Source organism: Pseudomonas poae (assembly GCF_001439785.1).
Classification (GTDB): Bacteria; Pseudomonadota; Gammaproteobacteria; order Pseudomonadales; family Pseudomonadaceae; genus Aquipseudomonas; species Aquipseudomonas poae.
On the sequence record NZ_JYLI01000012.1, the window covers coordinates 24500 to 47613 of the forward strand.

General features: G+C 60.8%; 20 protein-coding genes. 11 read left to right on the top strand and 9 right to left on the bottom strand.

Annotated elements, in window-relative coordinates:
- Positions 1-31: 31 nt before the first annotated feature.
- Genes cysG through TU75_RS15515 form a run of 6 tightly spaced genes read right to left on the bottom strand, consistent with a single transcriptional unit; the run spans position 32 to position 7535 of the window.
- Entirely contained in the window at positions 32-1426 is a 1395-nt protein-coding gene (gene cysG / locus TU75_RS15490; protein ID WP_003232124.1) for a siroheme synthase CysG, read from the bottom strand.
- Positions 1427-2707 carry a serine--tRNA ligase gene (gene serS / locus TU75_RS15495; protein ID WP_003232123.1) on the bottom strand — a complete coding sequence of 427 codons (1281 nt, stop codon included), beginning with the start codon at positions 2705-2707 and terminating at the stop codon, positions 1427-1429.
- 16 nt (positions 2708-2723) lie between these two features.
- Positions 2724-3098: a fluoride efflux transporter CrcB gene (gene crcB / locus TU75_RS15500; protein WP_003232122.1), complete on the bottom strand. Its 375-nt coding sequence runs from the start codon at positions 3096-3098 to the stop codon at positions 2724-2726.
- Positions 3098-4420 (bottom strand): replication-associated recombination protein A, encoded by a 1323-nt coding sequence (locus TU75_RS15505; RefSeq protein WP_003232120.1) that lies wholly within the window; start codon positions 4418-4420, stop codon positions 3098-3100. Before TU75_RS15505 ends, crcB begins: the two co-directional genes overlap by 1 nt.
- Positions 4421-4447: 27 nt before the next feature.
- Positions 4448-5071, bottom strand: a complete 624-nt coding sequence (lolA, locus tag TU75_RS15510) for an outer membrane lipoprotein periplasmic chaperone LolA (RefSeq protein WP_060549438.1) — start codon at positions 5069-5071, stop codon at positions 4448-4450.
- Between the two features lie 55 nt (positions 5072-5126).
- Complete coding sequence (locus TU75_RS15515; protein WP_015372403.1) at positions 5127-7535, bottom strand: DNA translocase FtsK; 2409 nt, start codon at positions 7533-7535, stop codon at positions 5127-5129.
- 500 nt (positions 7536-8035) lie between these two features.
- Between TU75_RS15515 and aat the strand changes: the two genes are divergently transcribed.
- From aat to infA, 3 genes are all read left to right on the top strand, one after another.
- Positions 8036-8716, top strand: coding sequence for a leucyl/phenylalanyl-tRNA--protein transferase (gene aat, locus TU75_RS15520; RefSeq protein WP_003232114.1), 681 nt, complete (start codon positions 8036-8038; stop codon positions 8714-8716).
- A gap of 56 nt (positions 8717-8772) precedes the next feature.
- A complete protein-coding gene (locus TU75_RS15525) occupies positions 8773-9480 on the top strand; it encodes an arginyltransferase (protein WP_003232112.1) in 708 nt (235 codons plus the stop codon).
- Positions 9481-9580: 100 nt separating this feature from the next.
- Positions 9581-9799: a translation initiation factor IF-1 gene (gene infA / locus TU75_RS15530; protein ID WP_002553999.1), complete on the top strand. Its 219-nt coding sequence runs from the start codon at positions 9581-9583 to the stop codon at positions 9797-9799.
- A gap of 242 nt (positions 9800-10041) precedes the next feature.
- Here the strand turns inward: infA and clpA are convergent, their stop codons facing one another.
- Positions 10042-12312, bottom strand: coding sequence for an ATP-dependent Clp protease ATP-binding subunit ClpA (gene clpA, locus TU75_RS15535; protein ID WP_003232110.1), 2271 nt, complete (start codon positions 12310-12312; stop codon positions 10042-10044).
- 29 nt (positions 12313-12341) lie between these two features.
- Positions 12342-12710, bottom strand: coding sequence for an ATP-dependent Clp protease adapter ClpS (clpS, locus tag TU75_RS15540; protein WP_003232108.1), 369 nt, complete (start codon positions 12708-12710; stop codon positions 12342-12344).
- Between the two features lie 223 nt (positions 12711-12933).
- On the opposite strand from clpS, the gene cspD reads away from it, so the two are divergent.
- A complete protein-coding gene (cspD, locus tag TU75_RS15545) occupies positions 12934-13227 on the top strand; it encodes a cold shock domain-containing protein CspD (RefSeq protein ID WP_060549439.1) in 294 nt (97 codons plus the stop codon).
- An 82-nt stretch (positions 13228-13309) separates the two neighbouring features.
- On the opposite strand, the gene icd is transcribed toward cspD, so the two are convergent.
- Positions 13310-14566, bottom strand: coding sequence for an NADP-dependent isocitrate dehydrogenase (gene icd, locus TU75_RS15550; protein ID WP_060549500.1), 1257 nt, complete (start codon positions 14564-14566; stop codon positions 13310-13312).
- Between the two features lie 494 nt (positions 14567-15060).
- Here icd and TU75_RS15555 point away from each other — a divergent pair, with 494 nt between their 5' ends.
- The 7 genes from TU75_RS15555 (at position 15061) to TU75_RS15585 (ending at position 22903) form a co-directional block, all read left to right on the top strand.
- Positions 15061-17286, top strand: coding sequence for an NADP-dependent isocitrate dehydrogenase (locus TU75_RS15555; protein ID WP_060549440.1), 2226 nt, complete (start codon positions 15061-15063; stop codon positions 17284-17286).
- Between the two features lie 204 nt (positions 17287-17490).
- Complete coding sequence (locus TU75_RS15560) at positions 17491-17937, top strand: NUDIX hydrolase (protein ID WP_003232100.1); 447 nt, start codon at positions 17491-17493, stop codon at positions 17935-17937.
- A 59-nt stretch (positions 17938-17996) separates the two neighbouring features.
- Entirely contained in the window at positions 17997-19121 is a 1125-nt protein-coding gene (mnmA, locus tag TU75_RS15565; RefSeq protein WP_060549441.1) for a tRNA 2-thiouridine(34) synthase MnmA, read from the top strand.
- A complete protein-coding gene (gene hflD, locus TU75_RS15570) occupies positions 19118-19741 on the top strand; it encodes a high frequency lysogenization protein HflD (protein ID WP_003232096.1) in 624 nt (207 codons plus the stop codon). Before mnmA ends, hflD begins: the two co-directional genes overlap by 4 nt.
- Positions 19742-19867: 126 nt before the next feature.
- The gene (purB, locus tag TU75_RS15575) at positions 19868-21238 is read left to right on the top strand and encodes an adenylosuccinate lyase (RefSeq protein ID WP_015372407.1); all 1371 of its coding nucleotides are present in this window, start codon (positions 19868-19870) and stop codon (positions 21236-21238) included.
- A gap of 83 nt (positions 21239-21321) precedes the next feature.
- Positions 21322-22488, top strand: coding sequence for a ribosomal protein uL16 3-hydroxylase (locus TU75_RS15580; protein WP_003232092.1), 1167 nt, complete (start codon positions 21322-21324; stop codon positions 22486-22488).
- Complete coding sequence (locus TU75_RS15585; protein WP_003232090.1) at positions 22481-22903, top strand: GNAT family N-acetyltransferase; 423 nt, start codon at positions 22481-22483, stop codon at positions 22901-22903. The genes TU75_RS15580 and TU75_RS15585 overlap by 8 nt, the downstream gene beginning before the upstream one ends.
- Positions 22904-23114 lie beyond the last annotated feature (211 nt).

Sequence of the window (23114 nt, forward strand, 5' to 3'; positions counted from 1 at the left end):
AAAAAATGGGGTTTGCCATAAGGAGGCGATGTCAGACCTGGGCCTGGGCGCCTTCGAACCATTTGAGTTTTTCACGCAACACCACCACCTCACCCACGATCACCAGTGTCGGCGCATGCACTTCATGCTCCGCCACCATGCGCGGCAGGTCGGCCAGGGTGCCGGTGAAGACGCGCTGGTTGGCGGTGGTACCTTGCTGGATCAACGCCGCAGGGGTGTCCGGCGCGCGGCCATGCTGGATCAACTGCTCGCAGATGATCGGCAAACCGATCAACCCCATGTAAAACACCAGGGTCTGCGACGGGCCTACCAGATCACGCCAGGGCAGGTCCGAGGTGCCGTTCTTCAAATGCCCGGTGATGAAACGCACCGATTGCGCATAGTCGCGATGGGTCAGCGGAATCCCGGCATAAGCCGCGCAACCGCTGGCCGCGGTGATCCCCGGCACCACCTGGAACGGGATGCCGTGAGCGGCCAGCTCTTCGATTTCTTCCCCGCCACGTCCAAAGATGAATGGATCGCCACCCTTGAGGCGCAGCACGCGCTTGCCCTGCTTGGCCAGGCTGACCAATTGCTGGTTGATCTGCTCCTGTGGCACCGCGTGTTCAGCGCGACGCTTGCCGACGTACACCCGCTCGGCATCGCGGCGACACAGATCCAGAATCGCCGGAGCCACCAGGCGGTCGTACAGCACCACGTCGGCCTGCTGCATCAGGCGCAGGGCGCGGAAGGTCAGCAGGTCCGGGTCGCCAGGGCCGGCGCCTACCAGATATACCTCGCCCGGCGCATAGGGCGGCGCACCATTAACCTTTTCGATCAACAGGCGCTCGGCTTCAGCGCCCTGCCCGGCCAACTGACGGTCGGCAATCGGGCCTTGAAACACCTCTTCCCAGAACGCGCGGCGTTGCTGCACATCCGGGTACAAGCCTTTGACCTGAGCGCGAAAGCGTGCCGCCAGGCCGGCCAGTTGACCGTAAGTCGACGGAATCCAGGTTTCCAGCTTGGCGCGAATCAGCCGCGCCAACACCGGCGCATCGCCGCCGCTGGACACGGCGATCACCAGCGGCGAGCGGTCGACAATCGCCGGGAAAATCACGCTGCACAAGGCCGGCGCATCCACCACATTGACCGGCACGCAACGACGCTTGGCATCACTGGATACCTGCGCGTTCAACGGCTCGTCGTCGGTGGCCGCGATCACCAGCACGCAACCGTCGAGGTCGGCTTCCTGATAGCCGCGCAGCACGACCTCCCCGCCACTGCCCAGCACCAGTTCATGCAACTGGCCTTCGACCTGGGGAGCAACCACCTGCAGCAACGCACCGGCCTCGGCCAGCAGCCGGGATTTGCGCAAGGCAATTTCCCCACCGCCGACGACCAGTACACGACTGCCGCGCAGGTTATGAAACAGCGGCAGAAATTCCATTTAACCGATGACCTCGACGCCAGCCATGTAAGGCTTGAGCACCTCCGGCACGCGGATCGAACCATCGGCCTGCTGGTAGTTTTCCAACACGGCCACCAGGGTACGGCCAACGGCCAGGCCCGACCCGTTAAGGGTGTGCACCAGCTCCGGTTTGCCGGTTTCCGGGTTGCGGAAACGCGCCTGCATGCGTCGCGCCTGGAAATCGCCGCAATTGGAGCACGACGAAATCTCGCGGTATTTGTCCTGGCTCGGCACCCACACTTCCAGATCGTAAGTCTTCACGGCGCTGAAGCCCATGTCGCCGGTGCACAGCGCCAATACGCGGTAGGGCAGCTCAAGCAGTTGCAGCACGCGTTCGGCGTTGGCGGTCAGGCCTTCGAGCGCTTCCATCGACTTGGAGGGTTCGACCACCTGCACCATTTCGACCTTGTCGAACTGGTGCTGACGGATCATGCCGCGGGTATCACGACCCGAGGCGCCGGCTTCGCTGCGGAAACACGGGCTGTGGGCAACGAACTTGAGCGGCAGCTGTTTGGCGTCGAGGATCTCGCCGGCGACGATGTTGGTCAGCGACACTTCGGCGGTCGGGATCAGGTACAGGTCGGCTTCGCCGTCGCGGCTGATCTTGAACAGATCTTCTTCGAACTTGGGCAACTGGCTGGTGCCCATCAGCGCCGGCGCCTGTACCAGGTAAGGCGTGTAGGCCTCCTCGTAACCGTGCTCGGCGGTGTGCAGGTTGATCATGAACTGCGCCAGGGCACGATGCATGCGCGCAATCGGGCCGCGCAGCAAGGCAAAGCGCGCGCCGGACATTTTGGCAGCGGTTTCGAAATCCAGGCCGCCGCTCAGCTCGCCCAGGGCCACGTGGTCCTTGATCTCGAAATCAAACGCTTTGGGCGTGCCCCAGCGACGCACTTCGAGGTTGCCGTCTTCGTCGGCGCCAATCGGCACCGACTCGTGAGGGATATTGGGGATGCCCAACAGGATCGAATCCAGCTCGGACTGGATCCTGTCCAGCTCGACCTTGCCCTCGGACAGCTCGCTGCCCATGCGCTCGACGTCCGCCATCAACGGCGCGATGTCTTCGCCACGCTGCTTGGCCTGGCCGATGGATTTGGAGCGCGCATTACGTTCAGCCTGCAGTGCTTCGGTGCGGGTCTGGACGGTCTTGCGCTGTTCTTCCAGCGCTTCGATGCGCGCAACATCCAAGGCAAAGCCACGGGATGCAAGGCGGTCCGCTACGTCCTGAAGGTTGCTACGTAACAGTTTGGAATCGAGCATGTCGGTCTCTCGTTTATCAAAGTTTGGTCAAGGACAGGCCGGCCCAGGTGGCGAGCAGCCCGCCGAACACGCTGATGCCCAGGTACCCGAAGGCAACCAGCGCCTGGCCGCTTTCCAGCAGGCGCAGCGTGTCCAGTGAAAAGGATGAAAAGGTCGTCAGACCGCCTACAAAGCCGACAATCAAGCCGGCGCGAATCTCAATCGGCACTTCCGGGCGCAACAGGAACCAGCCGTACAGCAACCCGATAATCAGGCAGCCCACCAGGTTGACCGCCAGGGTTGCCGCGTAAAAATGCTTCGGCCAGTTGGCGCTCACCCACGTACCGGTGGCGAAACGCAATAATGTACCAGCGATGCCGGCAGCGGACACGGCAAGAATTGTCTTGAGCACTACTTTCTCCGCTGCCTGGGGCTGAGACGGTCGAGTTGAGCGAGGTGATTGAGCTTCTCGCCGATCTTCAGCTCCAGGCCACGGGGCACCGGCTGGTAGAGGGGCAACGGCTCAAGCTCATCGGGGAAGTAATCTTCGCCGGCAGCATAGGCGTCCGGCTCATCGTGGGCGTAGCGGTATTCATCGCCGTAGCCCAGTTGCTTCATCAGCTTGGTCGGCGCATTGCGCAAGTGCATCGGCACTTCGAGAGAGCCGTGTTCGGCCGCCGCGCGCAGCGCCGACTTGAAGCCCATGTACACCGCATTGCTTTTTGGCGCGCAGGCAAGATAAGTGATGGCCTGGGCCACCGCCAGCTCACCCTCCGGGCTGCCGAGGCGCTCTTGCACATCCCAGGCGGCGAGGCACAGGCTCAGCGCCCGCGGGTCGGCGTTGCCAATGTCCTCGCTGGCCATGCGCACCACGCGGCGCGCCAGATACAACGGGTCGCAACCGCCATCGATCATCCGTGCAAACCAGTACAACGCGCCGTCCGGGTTGGAGCCGCGTACCGATTTATGCAACGCCGAAATCTGGTCGTAGAAAGCTTCGCCGCCCTTGTCGAAGCGCCGGCGCGTGTCACCCAGCAGGCTTTGCAGGAGGTCGACGCCAATCTCGCTGCCGTCTTCGGCCAGGTCCGAGGCGTTTTCCAGCAGGTTGAGAAAGCGCCGGCCATCGCCATCGGCGGCGGTGAGCAGAATCTGAAAGCCTTCGTCGCTGACGCTCAACTGGCGCTTGCCCAGGCCCTTCTCTTCGCCCAAAGCGCGCTGCAACAGCTTCTGCATGGCGGCGGCGTCCAGGCTCTTGAGCACATAGACCCGCGCTCGCGAGAGCAAGGCGTTGTTGAGTTCAAAGGAAGGGTTTTCGGTGGTGGCACCGATAAAGATCAGCGTGCCATCCTCGACGTAGGGCAGAAACGCATCCTGCTGCGACTTGTTGAAGCGATGCACTTCGTCGACAAACAGGATGGTGCGCTTGCCGTACTGACCCGCCTGCTGCTTGGCGACTTCCACCGCCTGGCGGATTTCCTTGACCCCGGCGAGCACCGCCGAGACCGTTTCAAAGTGTGCATCCGAAACTTTGGCCAGCAGCCGCGCCAGGGTGGTCTTGCCCACGCCGGGCGGGCCCCAGAAGATCATCGAGTGCAGCGCACCCTGCTCCAGGGCTTCGCGCAGGGGCTTGCCGCGCGCGAGCAGGTGTTCCTGACCGACATACTCATCCAGGTTGGTCGAGCGCAGGCGCGCGGCCAGGGGCTGGGCAATCGGGTCACTTCGAAACAGGTCCATGGGCAGCGTTTGTAACCTCTGGGCAGTTTATTCCTGGATCACATCGGCACCCTTGGGGATGTCGAACTTGAACCTGGATGCGGGCACCGGTGTATTGGCCTTGACCCCGGTGAAGAGGATATCGGTGCGCTGGCCGACGCTGTCGATCAGGCGCATGTTGTTGATCACCCCATTGCCGAACGACAGTTGCAGGCTGTCAAACAGCGTGTCCCTGGATTTGGGCTTGAGGGTGAACTCGATCACGTTGCTGGTCTGTTTGGAAGTGATATCGAAACTGTCGTTGATTTTCGACACATCACCGGACAACAGCAGCGCCGGGGTTTGATTCAGGCGCGGATCGAGCTTCTTGATGGTTGCCTGCTCCAGATCCGGGTCCCACAGCGTAACCTTCTGGCCGTCGGAGACGATGGTCTGCTCGGACTTGCCTTCGGTGTGCCAGTAGAACAGGCCAGGGCGCTGCACGGCCATCTCACCGGCGGTTTCCTGCAGGCGGGTGCCGCCGGCGTCCAGGGTCAGTTGGGAAAAGCGCGCGGTCAGAGTCTGGGATTTGTCCAGCAGGTTTTTCAGGCTGGCGACGGAGGCCGGGTCGGCTTGCGCCGAAACAGCGGTCAGGGCCAGGGCCGGCAACAACAGCATGCGGATAAGGCGCATGGGAGTCCTCATTGAGTAATCAGGGCGCGCCGCGTGCTGCCACGCGGCGCGGGAGTCAGTCGCGCGCCTGCCCGGGGGCAATCACTTCGCGCGAGCCGTTGGTGTTCATTGCAGTGACGACGCCGGCGTTTTCCATCGATTCGATCATGCGCGCGGCGCGGTTGTAGCCGATCTTCAGCTTGCGCTGCACGGCGGAGATCGAGGCGCGACGGCTTTCCAGCACGAAGGCCACGGCTTCGTCATAGAGCGCATCGGTTTCGGCATCATCGTCGCCACCGCCGCTGCCGCCGTCGAAGCCGCTGCCGGCCTCTTCCACCCCGGCGAGGATGTCGTCGTTGTATTCCGGCGCACCGCGCAGTTTCCACGCTTCCACCACGCGGTGCACTTCGTCATCGGACACGAAGGCGCCATGCACGCGAATCGGCAGGCTGGTGCCGGGCGGCATGTAGAGCATGTCGCCGTGGCCCAGCAGCTGCTCGGCACCGCCCTGGTCGATGATGGTGCGTGAGTCGATCTTGCTCGACACCTGGAACGCCATGCGCGTCGGGATGTTGGCCTTGATCAGGCCGGTGATCACGTCCACCGACGGGCGCTGGGTGGCGAGGATCAAGTGGATACCGGCGGCACGCGCCTTCTGGGCGATCCGCGCGATCAGTTCTTCGACCTTCTTGCCGACGATCATCATCATGTCGGCAAATTCGTCGACCACCACCACGATGGTCGGCAACTTGGTCAAAAGCGGTGCCTCGTCGTGAATGCTTTCGCGCTTGTACAGCGGGTCGGTCAGCGGCGTGCCGGCGTCCTGGGCTTCCTTGACCTTGGCATTGAAGCCCGACAGGTTACGCACGCCCATCTTGGCCATCAGCTTGTAACGCCGTTCCATCTCGGCCACGCTCCAGCGCAGGGCGTTGGCGGCGTCCTTCATGTCGGTGACCACCGGGCACAGCAGGTGCGGAATGCCTTCATAAATCGACAGTTCGAGCATCTTAGGGTCGATCATGATCAGCTTGGCGTCGTCCGGGCCGGACTTGAACAGGATCGACAGGATCATCGCGTTCACACCCACCGACTTACCGGAACCGGTGGTACCGGCTACCAGCAGGTGGGGCATTTTCGCCAGGTCGGTGATCACCGGCTTGCCGCCGATGTCATGACCCAGGGCCAGGGTGACGGGGGACTTGAAGTTGTCGTATTCCGGGGTCGACAGCACTTCGGAGAAGCGCACGATCTGGCGGTCTTCGTTGGGAATCTCGATACCCACGGTGGTCTTGCCGGGGATCACTTCCACCACGCGCACGCTGGTTACGGCCAGGGAGCGGGCCAGGTCTTTGGCAAGGTTGGAAATACGGCTGACCTTTACACCGGCAGCCGGCTGAATTTCGTAACGGGTAATCACCGGGCCCGGGTGGATCGAGTCCACCGAGACTTCAACGCCGAATTCCTTGAGTTTGATTTCCAGCAGGTGGCCGACCGCCGCCAGGGATTCGGGGGAATAGTTGAGTTGTTTCTTTTCGGCCGGATCGAGAATCGAGATCGGCGGCAAGGTGCCTTCCACGGCGCTGTCGATGAACAACGGCGCCTGTTTTTCTTTCTGCACGCGATTGCTCGGCTCGGGCGCCTTTGCCGGTGCCGGGGCGATCACCGGCGGCACCTGCTTCTCGCGGTCCGACATGTGTTTGCTCAGGGCCTGCTCGCGCTCGATCAGGCGCTCCTTGACCTTGGCCTGCTCGCGGCGGTCCGGCGTGCTCGGCGCGACCACCTCGTTGACGCGGGTATCCACCTCGCGCAACTGCGCCACCATGCGTTTGCGCTCGACACGGGCCGACCACCAGCGGTTGGCGGCGCTCTGGAACAGCTCCAGCAGGTCGAGGGTAATCTTGCCGGTCACGTCCATCACCTTGAACCACGAAAGGTCGGTGAACACCGTGAGGCCGAACAGGAACAGCGCGATGAACATCAACGTGCTGCCCTGGATATTCAGGCTCTTGCGTGCCAGGTCGCCGAGGCTTTCACCCAGCGCCCCGCCCGCACCCGCCGGCAGGCCGGTGGGTGCATGGAAGTGAATATGCGCCAGCGCCGCACCGGACAGCACCAAAAACACCAGGCCGATCAGGCGCCAGGAGAACAGCCAGCCGCTCCACTGCCACGGCTCGTGACGCTGGCGGAAGATCTGCCAGGTCTTGATCGCCAGCAGCAACGGGAAGATATAGGCGAAATAACCCAGCACCATGAACAGGATATCGGCGCTGTAGGAACCGGCAGGGCCGCCGAAGTTCTGCACGTCTTCGATCTTGCTGTTGTGACTCCAGCCGGGATCGTCCTTGCCGTAGGTGAGCAAGGCCATCATCAGGAACAGGCACAGCGCACCGATGGCAATCAGCGCGCCTTCCTTGAGTCGGTAGTGCAGGTGCTGGCGCCAGGCCGGCACGACTGCTGCTTTGGGTGTTGCGGCGGATTTCTTCAAAACGGGTCTTTTCCTGCGCCTTGGGCGCGTCCATCTGTTGAATGACTGCACACGCTGCCCAATCCGAGCAGCTGAAAAATAAACGAATATGGGTGAATCTACTGTTAACACAGGGCGTGGGACAGGCGAAATGGCGATAACGCCACACAATGGCCGCATTGTACGGATTTGCGTGCGTGATGCCATACACTTGCACCTTGCGCGCCAGCCTGAACAATTGGCGTGTCATGGCCTGTTCAATTTGAGCATGCATTGCCTTAGCTGACAAAGGCTTATGCGCGGTTTTTATCAGGCAAGGCAAGCTTGGCAAAGGGCCTGCATCCGCGCGACCCGATTACGACCGCACCCCTTGCACAGAGTTGCAGAAACACCCGTTTACGCTAATACCCGACAATGTGCCCTTCGGACTGGCCGTGCGCTGCCACGTCGACAATAATCACCGCTCAAGCGGCAGACGTCATTTCTGCCACTCCCCTCCCCTTCCGCAAAGCCTGGATGCCATGCTGACCTGGTTACAACGCGACACCCTGACTTTTCCGCCGCTGGCCAAGGCCATGCGTGAACCCAATGGCTTGCTGGCCGCCGGTGGCGACCTGTCGGCCGAACGGCTGATCCAGGCCTACCGTCACGGCTGTTTCCCCTGGTTCTCCGAGGGCCAGCCGATTCTCTGGTGGTCGCCGGACCCGCGCACGGTGATATTCCCCGACGAACTGCATGTATCACGCAGCCTGGGCAAGTTGCTGCGCCAGCAACGCTACAGGGTCACTTTCGATCAGGACTTCGCTGCGGTCATCCAGGCCTGCGCCGCGCCGCGCAGCTACGCCGATGGCACCTGGATTACCGAAGGCATTCAGAACGCGTATCTGGCGCTGCACCAGCGCGGTTACGCGCATTCGGTGGAGGTATGGGACGACGGCGAACTGGTGGGCGGGCTGTATGGCCTGGCGATGGGCCAGCTATTCTTTGGCGAATCCATGTTCAGTCGCGCCGACAATGCCTCGAAATTCGGCTTCGCCACCCTCACCCGGCAATTGCAGGCCTGGGGGTTCGTGCTGATCGACTGCCAGATGCCCAACGATCACCTGCACAGCCTCGGCGCGCGCGCCATCCCACGCAGTGAGTTCGCTGACTTCCTGCACAAACATCTGGATCAGCCCACTGCAGGCCCGTGGGTTTCCTAGGCGACATCCGCGCACCTGGCTTACACTTATTTCAAAGCTTATCCCGAGGGTTGATCATGACCGAGCTGGCGCGCTTGAAGTTTTATGCCACTCAAGCCCACTCCTGCAGCTATCTGCCCGACGAGCAGGCCACCACGCTGTTCCTCGACCCCAGCCAGCCCATGGACGTGCATGTGTACGCCGACCTCTCGGAAATGGGGTTTCGGCGCAGCGGCGATCACCTGTATCGACCGCACTGCCAGCACTGCAATGCCTGCGTCCCGGCGCGCATCCCGGTGACGCAGTTTGTGCCCGACCGCAACCAGAAGCGCATCCTCAAGCGCAACGCCGACCTGACGGTGACGCCTGCCCTGCCCAGGTTCACCGAGGAATACTTCGACCTTTATCAGCGCTATATCGAACAGCGGCATGCCGACGGCGATATGTTCCCGCCCAGCCGCGACCAGTTTTCCACTTTTCTGGTGCGTGACCTGCCCTTCTCGCGTTTTTACGAGTTTCGCCTGGAGGGTCGTCTGGTGGCCGTCGCCGTCACCGACTTGCTGCCCAATGGCCTGTCGGCGGTTTATACCTTCTACGAGCCCAGGGAAGAGCGCCGCAGCCTCGGACGCTTTGCAATCCTGTGGCAGATCAGCGAGACGCTGCGCCAGGAACTGGAAGCGGTGTACCTCGGTTACTGGATCAAAAACTGCCAAAAGATGAACTACAAGACCCAATATCGGCCCATTGAGCTGCTGATTAATCAAAGATGGGTCACGCTTAACTAGAACCCCTTGGCTTGAACACCCTTTTTCGGGCACAATGCACGCCGCTTTTGCCTGGCGCAGTTGCACCGGGCCATTCACTGGATACCGAGGGCTTTACTGCATGTCGAAAGAAGACAGCTTCGAAATGGAAGGCACTGTCGTCGACACCCTGCCCAACACCATGTTTCGTGTGGAGTTGGAAAATGGGCACGTCGTAACCGCGCATATCTCCGGCAAGATGCGCAAGAACTACATCCGTATTCTTACCGGTGACAAAGTGCGCGTCGAGCTGACGCCCTATGACTTGAGCAAAGGGCGCATCACTTACCGCGCTCGCTAAGCAAGTCAATACAAAACGCCCGGTTATGCCGGGCGTTTTTGTGTGCACATGATTTAACAGTCACTACTTGACCCTGTGGGAGCTGGCTTGCCTGCGATAGCATTGGATCAGCTAAGCAGGTAGTGGCTGACAGACCACGATCGCAGGCAAGCCAGCTCCCACAGTTGATCTTCAGTGATCAACCGACCGACCCAGACAGCAAAAAGGCGCCTTTCGGCGCCTTTGGTATTGCTGTGGAGCGATCAGGCCATTTCTGCGGTGGTCTCGAACTCGAAGGTCAGCTCGCCATCCTTCAAATCGATATGCACCACGCCGCCATGGTCGGCAAGTTCGCCGAACAGGATCTCTTCAGCCAATGGCCGCTTGATCTTGTCCTGGATCAGACGCGCCATCGGGCGAGCGCCCATTGCCGCATCATAGCCACCCTCGGCGATCCAGCTGCGCGCCGCTTCCGTTACGTCCAGTTGCACGCGCTTGTCTTCCAACTGCGCCTGCAGCTCGGTAAGGAACTTGTCCACCACGCTCTTGATAACCTCATGGCTGAGGCGACCAAACTGGATGATGGTGTCCAGACGGTTGCGGAACTCCGGCGTAAAGCTCTTCTTGATCACTTCCATCGCATCGGAAGAATGATCCTGATGACTGAAGCCGATCGAGGCCCGCGCGGCAGTTTCGGCACCGGCGTTGGTGGTCATGATCACGATCACGTTGCGGAAGTCCGCCTTGCGCCCGTTGTTGTCGGTCAGGGTACCGTGGTCCATCACCTGCAGCAGCAGGTTGAAGACTTCCGGGTGCGCCTTCTCGATTTCATCGAGCAGCAATACGCAATGCGGTTGCTTGGTGATCGCCTCGGTCAACAGACCGCCCTGATCGAAGCCGACGTAGCCCGGAGGCGCACCGATCAGGCGCGACACGGTGTGGCGCTCCATATATTCGGACATGTCGAAGCGCACCAGCTCGATCCCCATGGCCTTGGCCAGTTGTCGCGCCGCCTCGGTCTTGCCGACGCCGGTAGGGCCTGCGAACAGGAACGAACCCACCGGTTTGTCCGGCGACTTGAGACCCGCACGCGACAGCTTGATGGCCGTGGACAACGAATCGATCGCAGCATCCTGGCCAAACACCGTGAGCTTGAGGTCGCGCTCCAGGTTACGCAGCAGCTCCTTGTCGGAACTGGTGACGTGTTTTGGCGGAATCCGCGCAATCTTCGCCACGATGTCCTCGACCTGAGGCACGTCGATGCGCTTCACACGTTTTTCGACCGGCTGCAGGCGTTGATAAGCGCCTGCCTCGTCGATTACGTCGATGGCCTTGTCCGGCATATGCCGGTCATTGATGTAGCGCGATGCAAGCTCCGCCGCAGCCCGCAGCGCCTCATCGGTGTACTCGATGCCATGGTGCGCCTCGAAACGCCCCTTGAGCCCGCGCAGAATGCCGATGGTGTCTTCAACCGAAGGTTCGGACACGTCGACCTTCTGGAAGCGTCGCGCCAAGGCACGGTCTTTTTCGAAGATGCCGCGAAATTCCTGGAACGTCGTCGAACCAATGCAACGAATATCACCCGACGACAGCAACGGCTTGAGCAGGTTGGACGCATCCATCACCCCGCCAGACGCCGCACCGGCACCGATGATAGTGTGGATTTCGTCGATGAACAGAATGGCTTGCGGGCGTTTTTTCAGCTCGCCGAGCAGCGCCTTGAAGCGCTTTTCGAAGTCGCCACGGTACTTGGTGCCAGCGAGCAACGCGCCGAGATCAAGGGAGTAGACGACGCTATTGGCCAGCAGATCCGGCACTTGATTGTCGACGATGCGCTTGGCCAGGCCTTCGGCGATCGCGGTTTTACCCACACCGGCCTCACCCACCAGCAACGGGTTGTTCTTGCGCCGGCGCGCGAGGATCTGCGCCACACGCTCGACCTCAAGCTCACGACCTACCAGCGGATCGATCCGCCCCTGGCGCGCCAGCTCGTTGAGGTTGCTGGCATAGGCATCCAGCGGGTTGCTTGAAGAAGAAGACTCACCGCCCTCGTCGTCCTGCATATCCTGCTCACCCTCGGAATGCTCGCCGTGCCCGGGCACCTTGGAGATACCGTGGGCGATGTAATTGACCACGTCGATACGGGCCACGCTCTGCTGCTTGAGCAGGAACACGGCCTGGCTTTCCTGTTCGCTGAAAATGGCAACAAGCACGTTGGCGCCTGTTACTTCACGCTTGCCGGAGCTCTGTACGTGGAACACAGCACGCTGCAGTACCCGCTGGAAGCCCAGGGTTGGCTGGGTTTCGCGATCCTCGTCATGCACGGGGATCAGCGGCGTGGTGGAGTCGATAAACTCCTGCAGGTCATGCTTGAGTTTGTCGAGGTTGGCGCCGCACGCACGTAAAACGGTAGCGGCAGCTTCGTTATCCAAAAGTGCCAGCAGCAGGTGCTCGACGGTCATGAATTCATGACGCTTCGAGCGAGCCTCCTTGAAGGCAAGATTGAGGGTGACTTCGAGCTCGCGGTTTAACATAGCTTCACCTCATACCCAAGTGGTCGGCGTTAACCGTCCTTCTCGATTTCACAGAGTAGCGGATGCTGGCTTTCCCTGGCGTACTGGTTGACCTGCATGGCCTTTGTCTCGGCTATGTCGCGGGTAAACACTCCACATACTGCCCGTCCTTCTGTGTGAACGGCCAGCATTACCTTGGTCGCCAACTCGCGGTTCAGGTTAAAAAACACCTCGAGCACTTCGACCACGAAATCCATCGGTGTGTAGTCATCATTGAACAAAACCACCTTGTACATCGGCGGCGCCTGTAGAGCAGGCTTGGCCTCCTGAACAGCAATGCCTGCAGAACCGTCGTCCTCGTGTTGGTGATCCGGGCGATCCTGATTGAAGGTTAGTCGAATCTGGCTGATTGCATGCATGGAAAGAAAGGTTCGTCAGTGGTTCAGTAACAGTGGTGGGGGCGGGCTGTCAGAATTTCAACTCCTGACAGCGAGTCGCCTTGACTATCGGCAAATCGGTGTTACAACCAATAGAACCCACAGTGGGTAAAAAAGGTCCGCGCAGTCAACCTTATTTATTCGGGTTAGGACGGATAAACTGGATGATACTCCAGTGATGGAGTCTGGTGCAGAGGGATATGGTATGTATGGCGTCAAGATCAATGGCAAGGTCAAATGGTTTAACAATGCCAAAGGGTATGGATTCATTATTGAGGATGGCAAGTCCGAGGACCTTTTTGCTCATTACTCGGCAATTAGCATGGAGGGATACAAAACGCTGAAAGCGGGACAACCCGTGTCCTTTGAGATCGTTCAAGGACCCAAGGGGCTGCATGCCGTCGCTATTTGTGCTGTTTGCGCACAAGCCCCCGGGAAAACCCACGACGAAACCCACGACGCACAGATTGCTCAGCAGGAAATAAAAGAACTGGCCTAGCCAGGTGCCTGGTTGAGCGGCCTGCAAAACAAAACCGGCCACCCTGACATGATCAGGATGGCCGGTTTTTTTCAGCCTCATCTTACATATGCGAAATCAATGCATCGCCAAAACCCGACGACGACACCAGCGTCGCCCCATCCATCAGGCGCTCGAAGTCATACGTGACGGTCTTGGCCGAAATAGCCCCATTGGTGCCTTTTATAATCAGGTCTGCCGCCTCGATCCAGCCCATATGGCGCAGCATCATTTCCGCCGACAGAATCAGCGAGCCCGGGTTAACCTGGTCCTTGCCCGCGTACTTGGGCGCTGTCCCATGGGTAGCCTCGAACATGGCCACGGTGTCGGACAGGTTGGCCCCCGGCGCAATGCCAATACCGCCCACTTCCGCCGCCAGCGCATCCGACAGGTAGTCACCATTCAGGTTAAGCGTGGCGATCACGTCATATTCAGCCGGACGCAGCAGGATCTGCTGAAGCATGGCGTCGGCAATGGCGTCCTTGACCACTACATTCCTGCCCGTTTTGGGATTCTTGAACTGCATCCACGGGCCACCGTCGAGCAGGGTCGCACCAAACTCCTTCTCGGCGATGCCATAGGCCCACTCTTTGAAGGCGCCCTCAGTAAACTTCATGATGTTGCCTTTATGCACGATCGTCAGCGAATCACGGTCGTTGTCCACCACGTACTGCAGGGCCTTGCGCGCCAGACGCTCGGTGCCCTCCTTTGACACGGGTTTGACGCCAATGCCGCAGTCCTGATCGAAGCGGATCTTGGTGACGCCCATTTCTTCCTTGAGAAACTTGATGACCTTGATCGCTTCCGGCGAGCCGGCCTTCCATTCGATACCGGCGTAAATGTCCTCGGAGTTTTCGCGAAAGATGGTCATGTCCACATCCCCAGGCTTCTTCACGGGACTGGGTACGCCTTCGAACCAGCGCACCGGGCGCAGGCACACGTACAGGTCCAGTTGCTGACGCAGGGCCACGTTCAGCGAACGGATCCCGCCACCTACCGGCGTGGTCAGCGGGCCCTTGATGGACACCACGTAATCCTTTACTGCATCAAGGGTTTCCTGGGGCAGCCAGGTGTCCTGGTCGTAGACTTGAGTCGCCTTCTCGCCGGCGTACACCTCCATCCAGGAGATTTTGCGCTTGCCGCCGTAGGCCTTTTCAACCGCTGCATCGACCACCTTGATCATCACCGGGCTGATGTCGACGCCAATACCGTCGCCTTCGATGTAGGGGATGATCGGTTGGTCGGGCACATTGAGAGAATGGTCTGCATTGACGGTGATTTTGTCGCCGACGGCCGGAACCTGAATTTTCTGGTATCCCATGCTGAACTCCATCTATGGATTGAACATCTGGCTGCGTTCGAGCCTACTCCAGATAAATGACACCTGACACCCGGCGCCCTGCCCATTTGCTTCGAAACAACGTCATTTGTCGCCTACAAGCTATATAAAAACGGCAAAGTCGCCAATCTTGAGCACATCGAGCAATCTCAAGCGCGCCCCACCCGCCTGCGACCTTTAGACCAATGGACGACGCCCCTTTTGTGTGAAGGCTCTACGTGAGCATAGCGACCTATGTATAATGCTGCCGCTGACCCAAGAGTCACGACGGCTGACCGCTCTGGAACAGGTGCCTTCAGCTGCCGAGCCGGACTACTACAATAGTCCACCCGCTTGACGCTCGACTGATGCAACTCAACATCACCGCGAAGAAACCTCGACATTTCGCTCATGGATGACTTTGAACGAACGCGCTCAACCCGGCGCATCTCGAGTTTCTGCGCACGCTTTCAGCAAAGAAGAGAGTTAATCCGAATATGCCCACCCGCTCGAAGATCATCTATACCTTCACCGACGAAGCCCCGGCCCTCGCCACCTATTCATTGCTGCCTATCGTAGAGGCCTTCACCGCTTCCGCTGATATTGCCGTGGAAACCCGCGATATCTCCCTCGCCGGGCGCATCCTCGCAAGCTTCCCCGAGCAACTGGGCGCCAAGGCTGTAGCGGACCACCTCGCCGAATTGGGCGACCTGGCCGTGACCCCTGAAGCCAACATCATCAAACTGCCTAACATCAGCGCCTCGACTCCGCAGCTGCAAGCCGCGATCAAGGAACTGCAGGCCCAGGGCTACGCCCTGCCGGACTACCCGGAAACCGTAACCACCGACGCGGAAAAAGAAACCCGTGCGCGTTACGACAAGGTCAAGGGCAGCGCCGTGAACCCGGTACTGCGCGAAGGCAACTCCGACCGCCGCGCACCACTGTCGGTCAAGAACTACGCGCGCAAGCACCCGCACAAAATGGGCGCCTGGGCAGCTGACTCCAAGTCCCACATTGCTCACATGAACAATGGCGACTTCTACGGCAGCGAAAAATCCGTCCAGATCGACGCCGCTGACGCGGTCAAGATCGAGCTGATCGCTCAGGACGGCACCGCCAGCGTCCTGAAAGAGAAGACCTCGGTACAGGCCGGCGAAATCATCGACACCGCCGTGCTGAGCAAGAAAGCGTTGCGCAGCTTCATCGCCGCCGAAATCGAAGACGCCAAGAAACAGGGTGTGCTGCTGTCGGTTCACCTTAAAGCCACCATGATGAAGGTCTCCGACCCGATCATGTTCGGCCAGATCGTTGCCGAGTTCTATAAAGACGCCCTGGCCAAGCACGCCGCCGTGCTCGAGCAGATCGGCTTCAACCTGAACAACGGCATCGGCGACCTCTACGCACGCATCAAGGCCCTGCCGGCCGAGCAGCAAGCGCAGATCGAAGCGGATATCCAGGAGGTTTACGCCGCTCGCCCATCGCTGGCGATGGTCAACTCCGACAAGGGCATCACCAACCTGCACGTGCCGAGCGACGTCATCGTCGACGCCTCGATGCCGGCAATGATCCGTGACTCCGGCAAGATGTGGGGCACCGACGGCCAGTTGCACGACACCAAGGCCGTGATCCCGGACCGCTGCTACGCGACCATCTACCAGGCGGTCATCGAAGACTGCAAGGCTCATGGCGCCTTCGACCCGACCACCATGGGCAGCGTGCCGAACGTTGGCCTGATGGCCAAGAAAGCCGAAGAGTACGGTTCCCACGACAAGACGTTCCAGATCAAGGCTGACGGCGTCGTGCGCGTCACCGACAGCAAGGGCAACCTGCTGATGGAACAGACCGTCGAAGCCGGCGACATCTTCCGCATGTGCCAGACCAAGGACGCGCCGATCCAGGACTGGGTCAAGCTCGCCGTCAACCGTGCCCGCGCCAGTGACACTCCGGCCATCTTCTGGCTCGACCCACAGCGCGCGCACGATGGCGTCGTGGTCGAGAAAGTTCAGGCCTACCTGAAAGACCACAACACCGAAGGCCTGGACATCCGCATCATGTCGCCGGTCGACGCGATGAAGTTCACCCTGGAGCGCACCCGCAAGGGCCTGGACACCATCTCGGTAACCGGCAACGTTCTGCGTGATTACCTGACCGACCTGTTCCCGATCATGGAACTGGGCACCAGCGCCAAGATGCTGTCGATCGTGCCGCTGATGAACGGCGGCGGCCTGTTCGAAACCGGCGCCGGCGGTTCGGCGCCCAAGCACGTGCAGCAACTGCTGGAAGAAAACTTCCTGCGCTGGGATTCCCTGGGCGAGTTCCTGGCCCTGGCTGCATCCCTTGAGCATTTGGGTGTGACCTACAACAACCCTAAAGCTCTGGTGCTGTCCAAGACCCTGGACCAGGCCACCGGCCAGTTCCTGGACAACAACAAATCGCCTTCGCGCAAAGTCGGCAACATCGACAACCGCGGCAGCCACTTCTACCTGGCGCTGTACTGGGCTCAGGCCCTGGCCGCCCAGACCGAAGATACCGCGCTGCAAGCGCAGTTCGGCGAACTGGCCAAAACCCTGGCCGCGAACGAAGCAACCATCGTTGCCGAGCTCAACGCCGTACAGGGCAAGCCCGTGAACATCGGTGGCTACTACGCGCCGAACCCCGAGCTGACCAGCAAGGCCATGCGCCCGAGCGATACGCTCAATGCGGCGATTGCCAAGTTGAAGTAAGGTTGTAAAGATGCAAAGAAGCCCCGGCCAAGTGCCGGGGTTTCTGCTTTTAGGGACTTCATTGAAGAAACCCAATCAAATGTGGGAGCTGGCTTGCCTGCGATTGCAGTCTGTCAGTTCATACAGGTGTAGCTGACCCACCGCCATCGCAGGCAAGCCAGCTCCCACATTGACCGAGTCACCTTCCAGATACCGAGGCTTGCAATGACCTGGCTCCCCCACATCACCGTCGCCACCCTCGTCGAAGACAACGGCCGCTTCCTGATGGTCGAAGAACTCAAGGGCGGGCGCGCCGTGCTCAACCAGCCTGCCGGGCATCTGGAGCCGAAGGAGACCCTCACCGAAGCCGCCGTACGCGAAACCCTCGAAGAAACCGGCTGGGACGTCGAAGCCACCGGCATCGTCGGCATTTACCTCTACACCGCACCGAGCAATGGCGTGACCTACCAGCGCGTGTGTTTTATCGCCAAAGCGCTCAAGCACCACCCCGACTATCAACTCGACGAAGGCATCCTGCGGGCTCGCTGGCTGTCCCGTGACGAATTGATCGCCCTGCGCGCCGACTGGCGCAGCGAGCTGATCATCCGCTGTATCGATGATTATCTGGCTGGCCAGAGGCACAGCCTGGAATTGATCCGTCCTTCTCTTTAGCCTTAGCGGCTTCGGCCTGCTAGAATCGCGTCCTTTTTCAAGACACCCGTTGAAACCCTATGCGTGATCCAGCCCCTTCTGACACACAAAAGAAGCGCGTCATCGTCGGCATGTCCGGCGGCGTGGACTCTTCCGTTTCCGCCGTTCTGCTCTTGGAGCAGGGCTATGAGGTGGAAGGCCTGTTCATGAAGAACTGGGAAGAAGACGATGGAACGGAATACTGCACTGCCATGGACGACCTGGCGGATGCACAGGCCGTATGCGACAAGATCGGTATCAAGCTGCACACCGCCAACTTCGCCGCCGAGTACTGGGACAATGTGTTCGAGCACTTCCTGGCCGAATACAAGGCCGGCCGCACGCCGAACCCGGACATCCTGTGCAACCGCGAGATCAAGTTCAAGGCGTTCCTCGACTACGCCCTGATGCTCGGCGCCGACCTGATCGCTACCGGGCACTACGTGCGCCGCCGCGATATCGATGGCCGCACCGAGCTGCTCAAGGGGCTGGACCCGAACAAGGATCAGAGCTACTTCCTGCACGCCGTCGGCGGCGAACAGATCGCCAAGACCCTGTTCCCGGTGGGCGAGCTGGAAAAACCCGAAGTGCGCAGAATCGCCGAGCAACATGGCCTGGCCACCGCCAAGAAGAAAGACTCCACCGGCATCTGCTTTATCGGTGAGCGCCGTTTCAGCGACTTCCTCAAGCAGTACCTGCCGGCGCAGCCGGGCGAGATCAAGACCCCCTCAGGCGAAGTCATCGGTCGTCACCACGGCCTTATGTACCACACCATCGGCCAGCGCCAGGGCCTGGGCATCGGCGGTTTGAAGGACGCCGGCGAAGAGCCGTGGTACGTGCTGGTCAAGGACCTGGAACACAACGTGCTGGTCGTCGGCCAGGGCAACGAGCACCCGCTGCTGTTTTCCGGCGCGCTGCTCGCGTCCGAGATCTACTGGGTCAACCCGGTAGACCTCAGCACACCGCGCCGCCTGACCGCCAAGGTGCGCTATCGCCAGGGCGACCAGCCCTGCACTCTGGAAAAAACCGCCAGCGGCTACCGTGCCACCTTCGACGACCCGCAACGCGCGGTCACCCCGGGACAGTCTGTGGTGTTCTACGACGGCGAAATCTGCCTGGGCGGCGGCGTGATTGAAGTCGCGCAAGCCTGGAGCCACCCGGCATGAGTCCGACCCAGGAGCAATTGACGGCACTGGGCGGGGTGTTTCTTGCGGCGGTGCTGGTGGACAAGATCGCCAGGACCGGCCAGGTCACTGAAGCCGGCCTGACTTGCATGCTCGGCAGCCTGCTGATCCGCGACCCCAAGGACACCCTGGAAGTCTACGGTGGCGATGACCTGGCGCTGCGTGAAGGCTACCGTGCGCTGATCGGCGCCCTGGAGCGCGACCCCAGCACCCTGCAGCGCGAGCCGTTGCGCTACGCCCTGTCGATGCTCGGCCTGGAACGTCAACTGGCCAAGCGCGACGACATGCTCGACACCATCGGCAAGCGCCTGCCGCAGATCCAGTCCCAGGTCGAACACTTCGGCCCGGCCCATGAAAACGTGGTCGCAGCCTGCGGCGCGCTGTACCAGGACACCCTGAGCACCTTGCGCCAGCGCATTCAGGTGCACGGCGACATGCGCAACCTGCAGCAACCAAACAACGCCTCGAGGATCCGCGCGCTGCTGTTGGCCGGTATTCGTTCGGCGCGGTTGTGGCGACAGCTGGGCGGCCATCGCTGGCAACTGGTGATCAGCCGGCGCAAATTGCTCAAAGAGCTTTATCCGTTGATGCGCAACGAATAAGTCGCTGCAACAGGTGTATTTTCACGCCGTTACGCGTAATACGCCGGTCAGTTGGCAACGGACCGGCGAATTTTTTCATGTATGATACGCGCCCCATTTCGTTGCCCGACTGTCCGAGAGCACCCCATGCAGCTTTCTTCGCTCACTGCGGTTTCCCCTGTTGACGGCCGCTACGCCGGCAAAACCCAGGCCCTGCGCCCTATTTTCAGCGAATACGGCCTGATCCGTGCGCGCGTGCTGGTTGAAGTTCGCTGGCTCCAGCGCCTCGCCGCTCACCCTGGCATCAGCGAAGTGCCGGCGTTCTCCGCCGAAGCCAACGCTGTGCTCAACACCCTGGCGGACAACTTCGCCCTGGAGCACGCCGAGCGCGTGAAAGAGATCGAGCGCACCACCAACCACGACGTCAAAGCCATTGAGTACCTGCTCAAGGAGCAAGCGGCCAAGCTGCCGGAGCTGGCCCAGGTCAGCGAGTTCATCCACTTTGCCTGCACCAGCGAGGACATCAACAACCTGTCCCACGCCTTGATGCTGCGCGAAGGCCGTGATGACGTGATGCTGCCGCTGATGCGCCAGACTGCCGAGGCCATCCGCGAGCTGGCCGTGCGTTTCGCCGCTGTGCCGATGCTGTCGCGCACCCACGGCCAGCCGGCTTCGCCGACCACGCTGGGCAAGGAACTGGCTAACGTCGTGTATCGCCTGGAGCGCCAGATCGCCCAGGTGGCCGCCGTGCCGCTGCTGGGCAAGATCAATGGCGCCGTGGGCAACTACAACGCGCACCTGTCGGCCTACCCGCAAATCGACTGGGAAGAAAACGCCCGTGCCTTCATCGAAGACGAGTTGGGCCTGGGCTTCAACCCCTACACCACGCAGATCGAACCCCACGATTACATCGCTGAACTGTTCGACGCAATCGCTCGCTTCAACACCATCCTGATCGACTTCGACCGCGATATCTGGGGCTACATCTCCCTGGGCTACTTCAAGCAGCGCACCATTGCCGGCGAAATCGGTTCGTCGACCATGCCGCACAAGGTCAACCCGATCGACTTCGAAAACTCCGAAGGCAACCTCGGCATCGCCAACGCGCTGTTCCAGCACCTGGCCAGCAAGTTGCCGATTTCCCGTTGGCAGCGCGACCTGACCGACTCCACCGTACTGCGTAACCTCGGCGTGGGCTTTGCCCATAGCGTGATCGCGTACGAAGCCAGCCTCAAAGGCATCAGCAAGCTTGAGCTCAACGAGCAGAAGATCGCCGCTGACCTCGATGCCTGCTGGGAAGTGTTGGCCGAGCCGATCCAGACCGTGATGCGCCGCTACAACATCGAAAACCCCTACGAAAAACTGAAAGAACTGACGCGCGGCAAGGGCATCAGCCCCGAAGCGCTGCAAACTTTCATCGACGGACTGGACATGCCAGCCGCTGCCAAGGCCGAGCTAAAACTGCTGACGCCTGCCAATTACATTGGCAACGCTGTCGAGCAAGCCAAACGCATCTGACCATCGCAAGACCCTTGAGACGCCCGGCCGCGCCGGGCGTTTTTATTTCAGTCTTAAAAGTGCTTTTTTTCAATAGGTTACACATGAATCCTGATATCCCTCTTCAACTCTTGGGCGGCATCACGGCACGGGAGTTCCTGCGCGACTACTGGCAGAAGAAACCCTTGCTGATCCGTCAGGCCATCCCTGATTTCGAAAGCCCGATCGACGCCGACGAACTGGCCGGACTGGCGCTGGAAGAAGAAGTCGAATCGCGCCTGGTGATCGAACATGGCGAGCGTCCGTGGGAACTGCGTCGCGGGCCGTTCGCCGAGGACGCCTTCAGCACCCTGCCGGAGCGCGAGTGGACGCTGCTGGTGCAGGCGGTCGACCAGTTCGTGCCGGAAGTGGCCGAGCTGCTGCAACAGTTCCGCTTCCTGCCGAGCTGGCGCATCGACGACGTGATGATCAGCTTCGCCGCACCGGGCGGCAGCGTGGGCCCGCACTTCGACAACTACGACGTGTTCCTGCTGCAGGCCCAGGGCAAGCGCAACTGGAAAATCGGCCAAATGTGCAGCTCCGAGAGTCCGCTGCTGCAACACGCCGACCTGCGCATCCTCGCTGACTTCGAAGAAAGCGCCGAGTGGGTGCTGGAGCCGGGCGACATGCTCTACCTGCCGCCACGCCTGGCCCATTTCGGCATTGCCGAAGATGATTGCATGACCTACTCGGTGGGCTTTCGCGCGCCGAGCGCCGCCGAAGTGCTGACTCACTTCACCGACTTCCTCAGCCAGTACCTGACCGACGAAGAGCGCTACACCGACGCCGATGCACAGCCGGTCAGCGACCCGCATCAGATCCAGAGCGACGCCCTCGACCGCCTCAAGAGCCTGCTCGCCGAGCACATGAGCGACGAACGCATGCTGCTCACCTGGTTCGGCCAGTTCATGACCGAGCCGCGCTACCCGGAACTGGTGGCCGGCGAAGAGCTGGGCGAAGACGACTTCATCGCCAGCCTGCAGGAGGGCGCGATCCTGGTGCGCAACCCAAGCGCGCGCCTGGCGTGGTCGGAAGTCGACGACGATGTGCTGCTGTTCGCCAGCGGCCAGAGCCGCTATCTGCCAGGCAAGCTGCGTGAGCTGTTGAAGCTGGTGTGCTCGGCCGATGCGCTGCACAGCGAAAACCTTGGTCCATGGCTGGCCGATGAAGACGGCCGTGACCTGCTGTGCGAACTGGTCAAGCAAGGCAGCTTGGGGTTCGCCGATGAATAGGATTCACGTAAGTGTCGCGGACTGGCGAAAGGATATCGACGAGATTCGGCGCATTCGTGAAGCGGTGTTTATCGCGGAACAATCGGTTCCACCGGAGCTGGAGTGGGATGCCGACGACGCCGGCGCCCTGCATTTTCTGGCGTTTGAAGGCGACTTCCCCATTGGCACGGCGCGCCTGCTGCCCAGCGGCGAGATCGGCCGCGTGTCAGTCCTCAAGGACTGGCGCGGGCTGAAAGTGGGCGACAAGCTGATGGAAACGGTGATCGGCGTGGCCGAGCAACGTGGGCAGACTCGGCAGTTCCTCAGTGCGCAGGTGTACGCGGCGCCGTTTTATGAGCGACTGGGGTTCAAGATCGTCAGTGATGAGTTTCTTGAGGTCGGGATTCCGCATGTGGATATGGTGCGCGAGGGCTGATTGAAACCGCATCGCGACTATCGGGAGCAAGCCCCCTCCCAAAATGCCCTGCCTTGCGATAATGCCGTTCAGTTAAGGAAAATGTGTGGGCTTATTGTGGAGAGCGGGCTTGCCCCGCGTTGGGGTGCGAAGCGCCCCCAATCCAGCAAAACGCGGTGTACCTGATACGGCTCAGCGCCTGGTTTTGGGGCTGCTGCGCAGCCCAACGCAG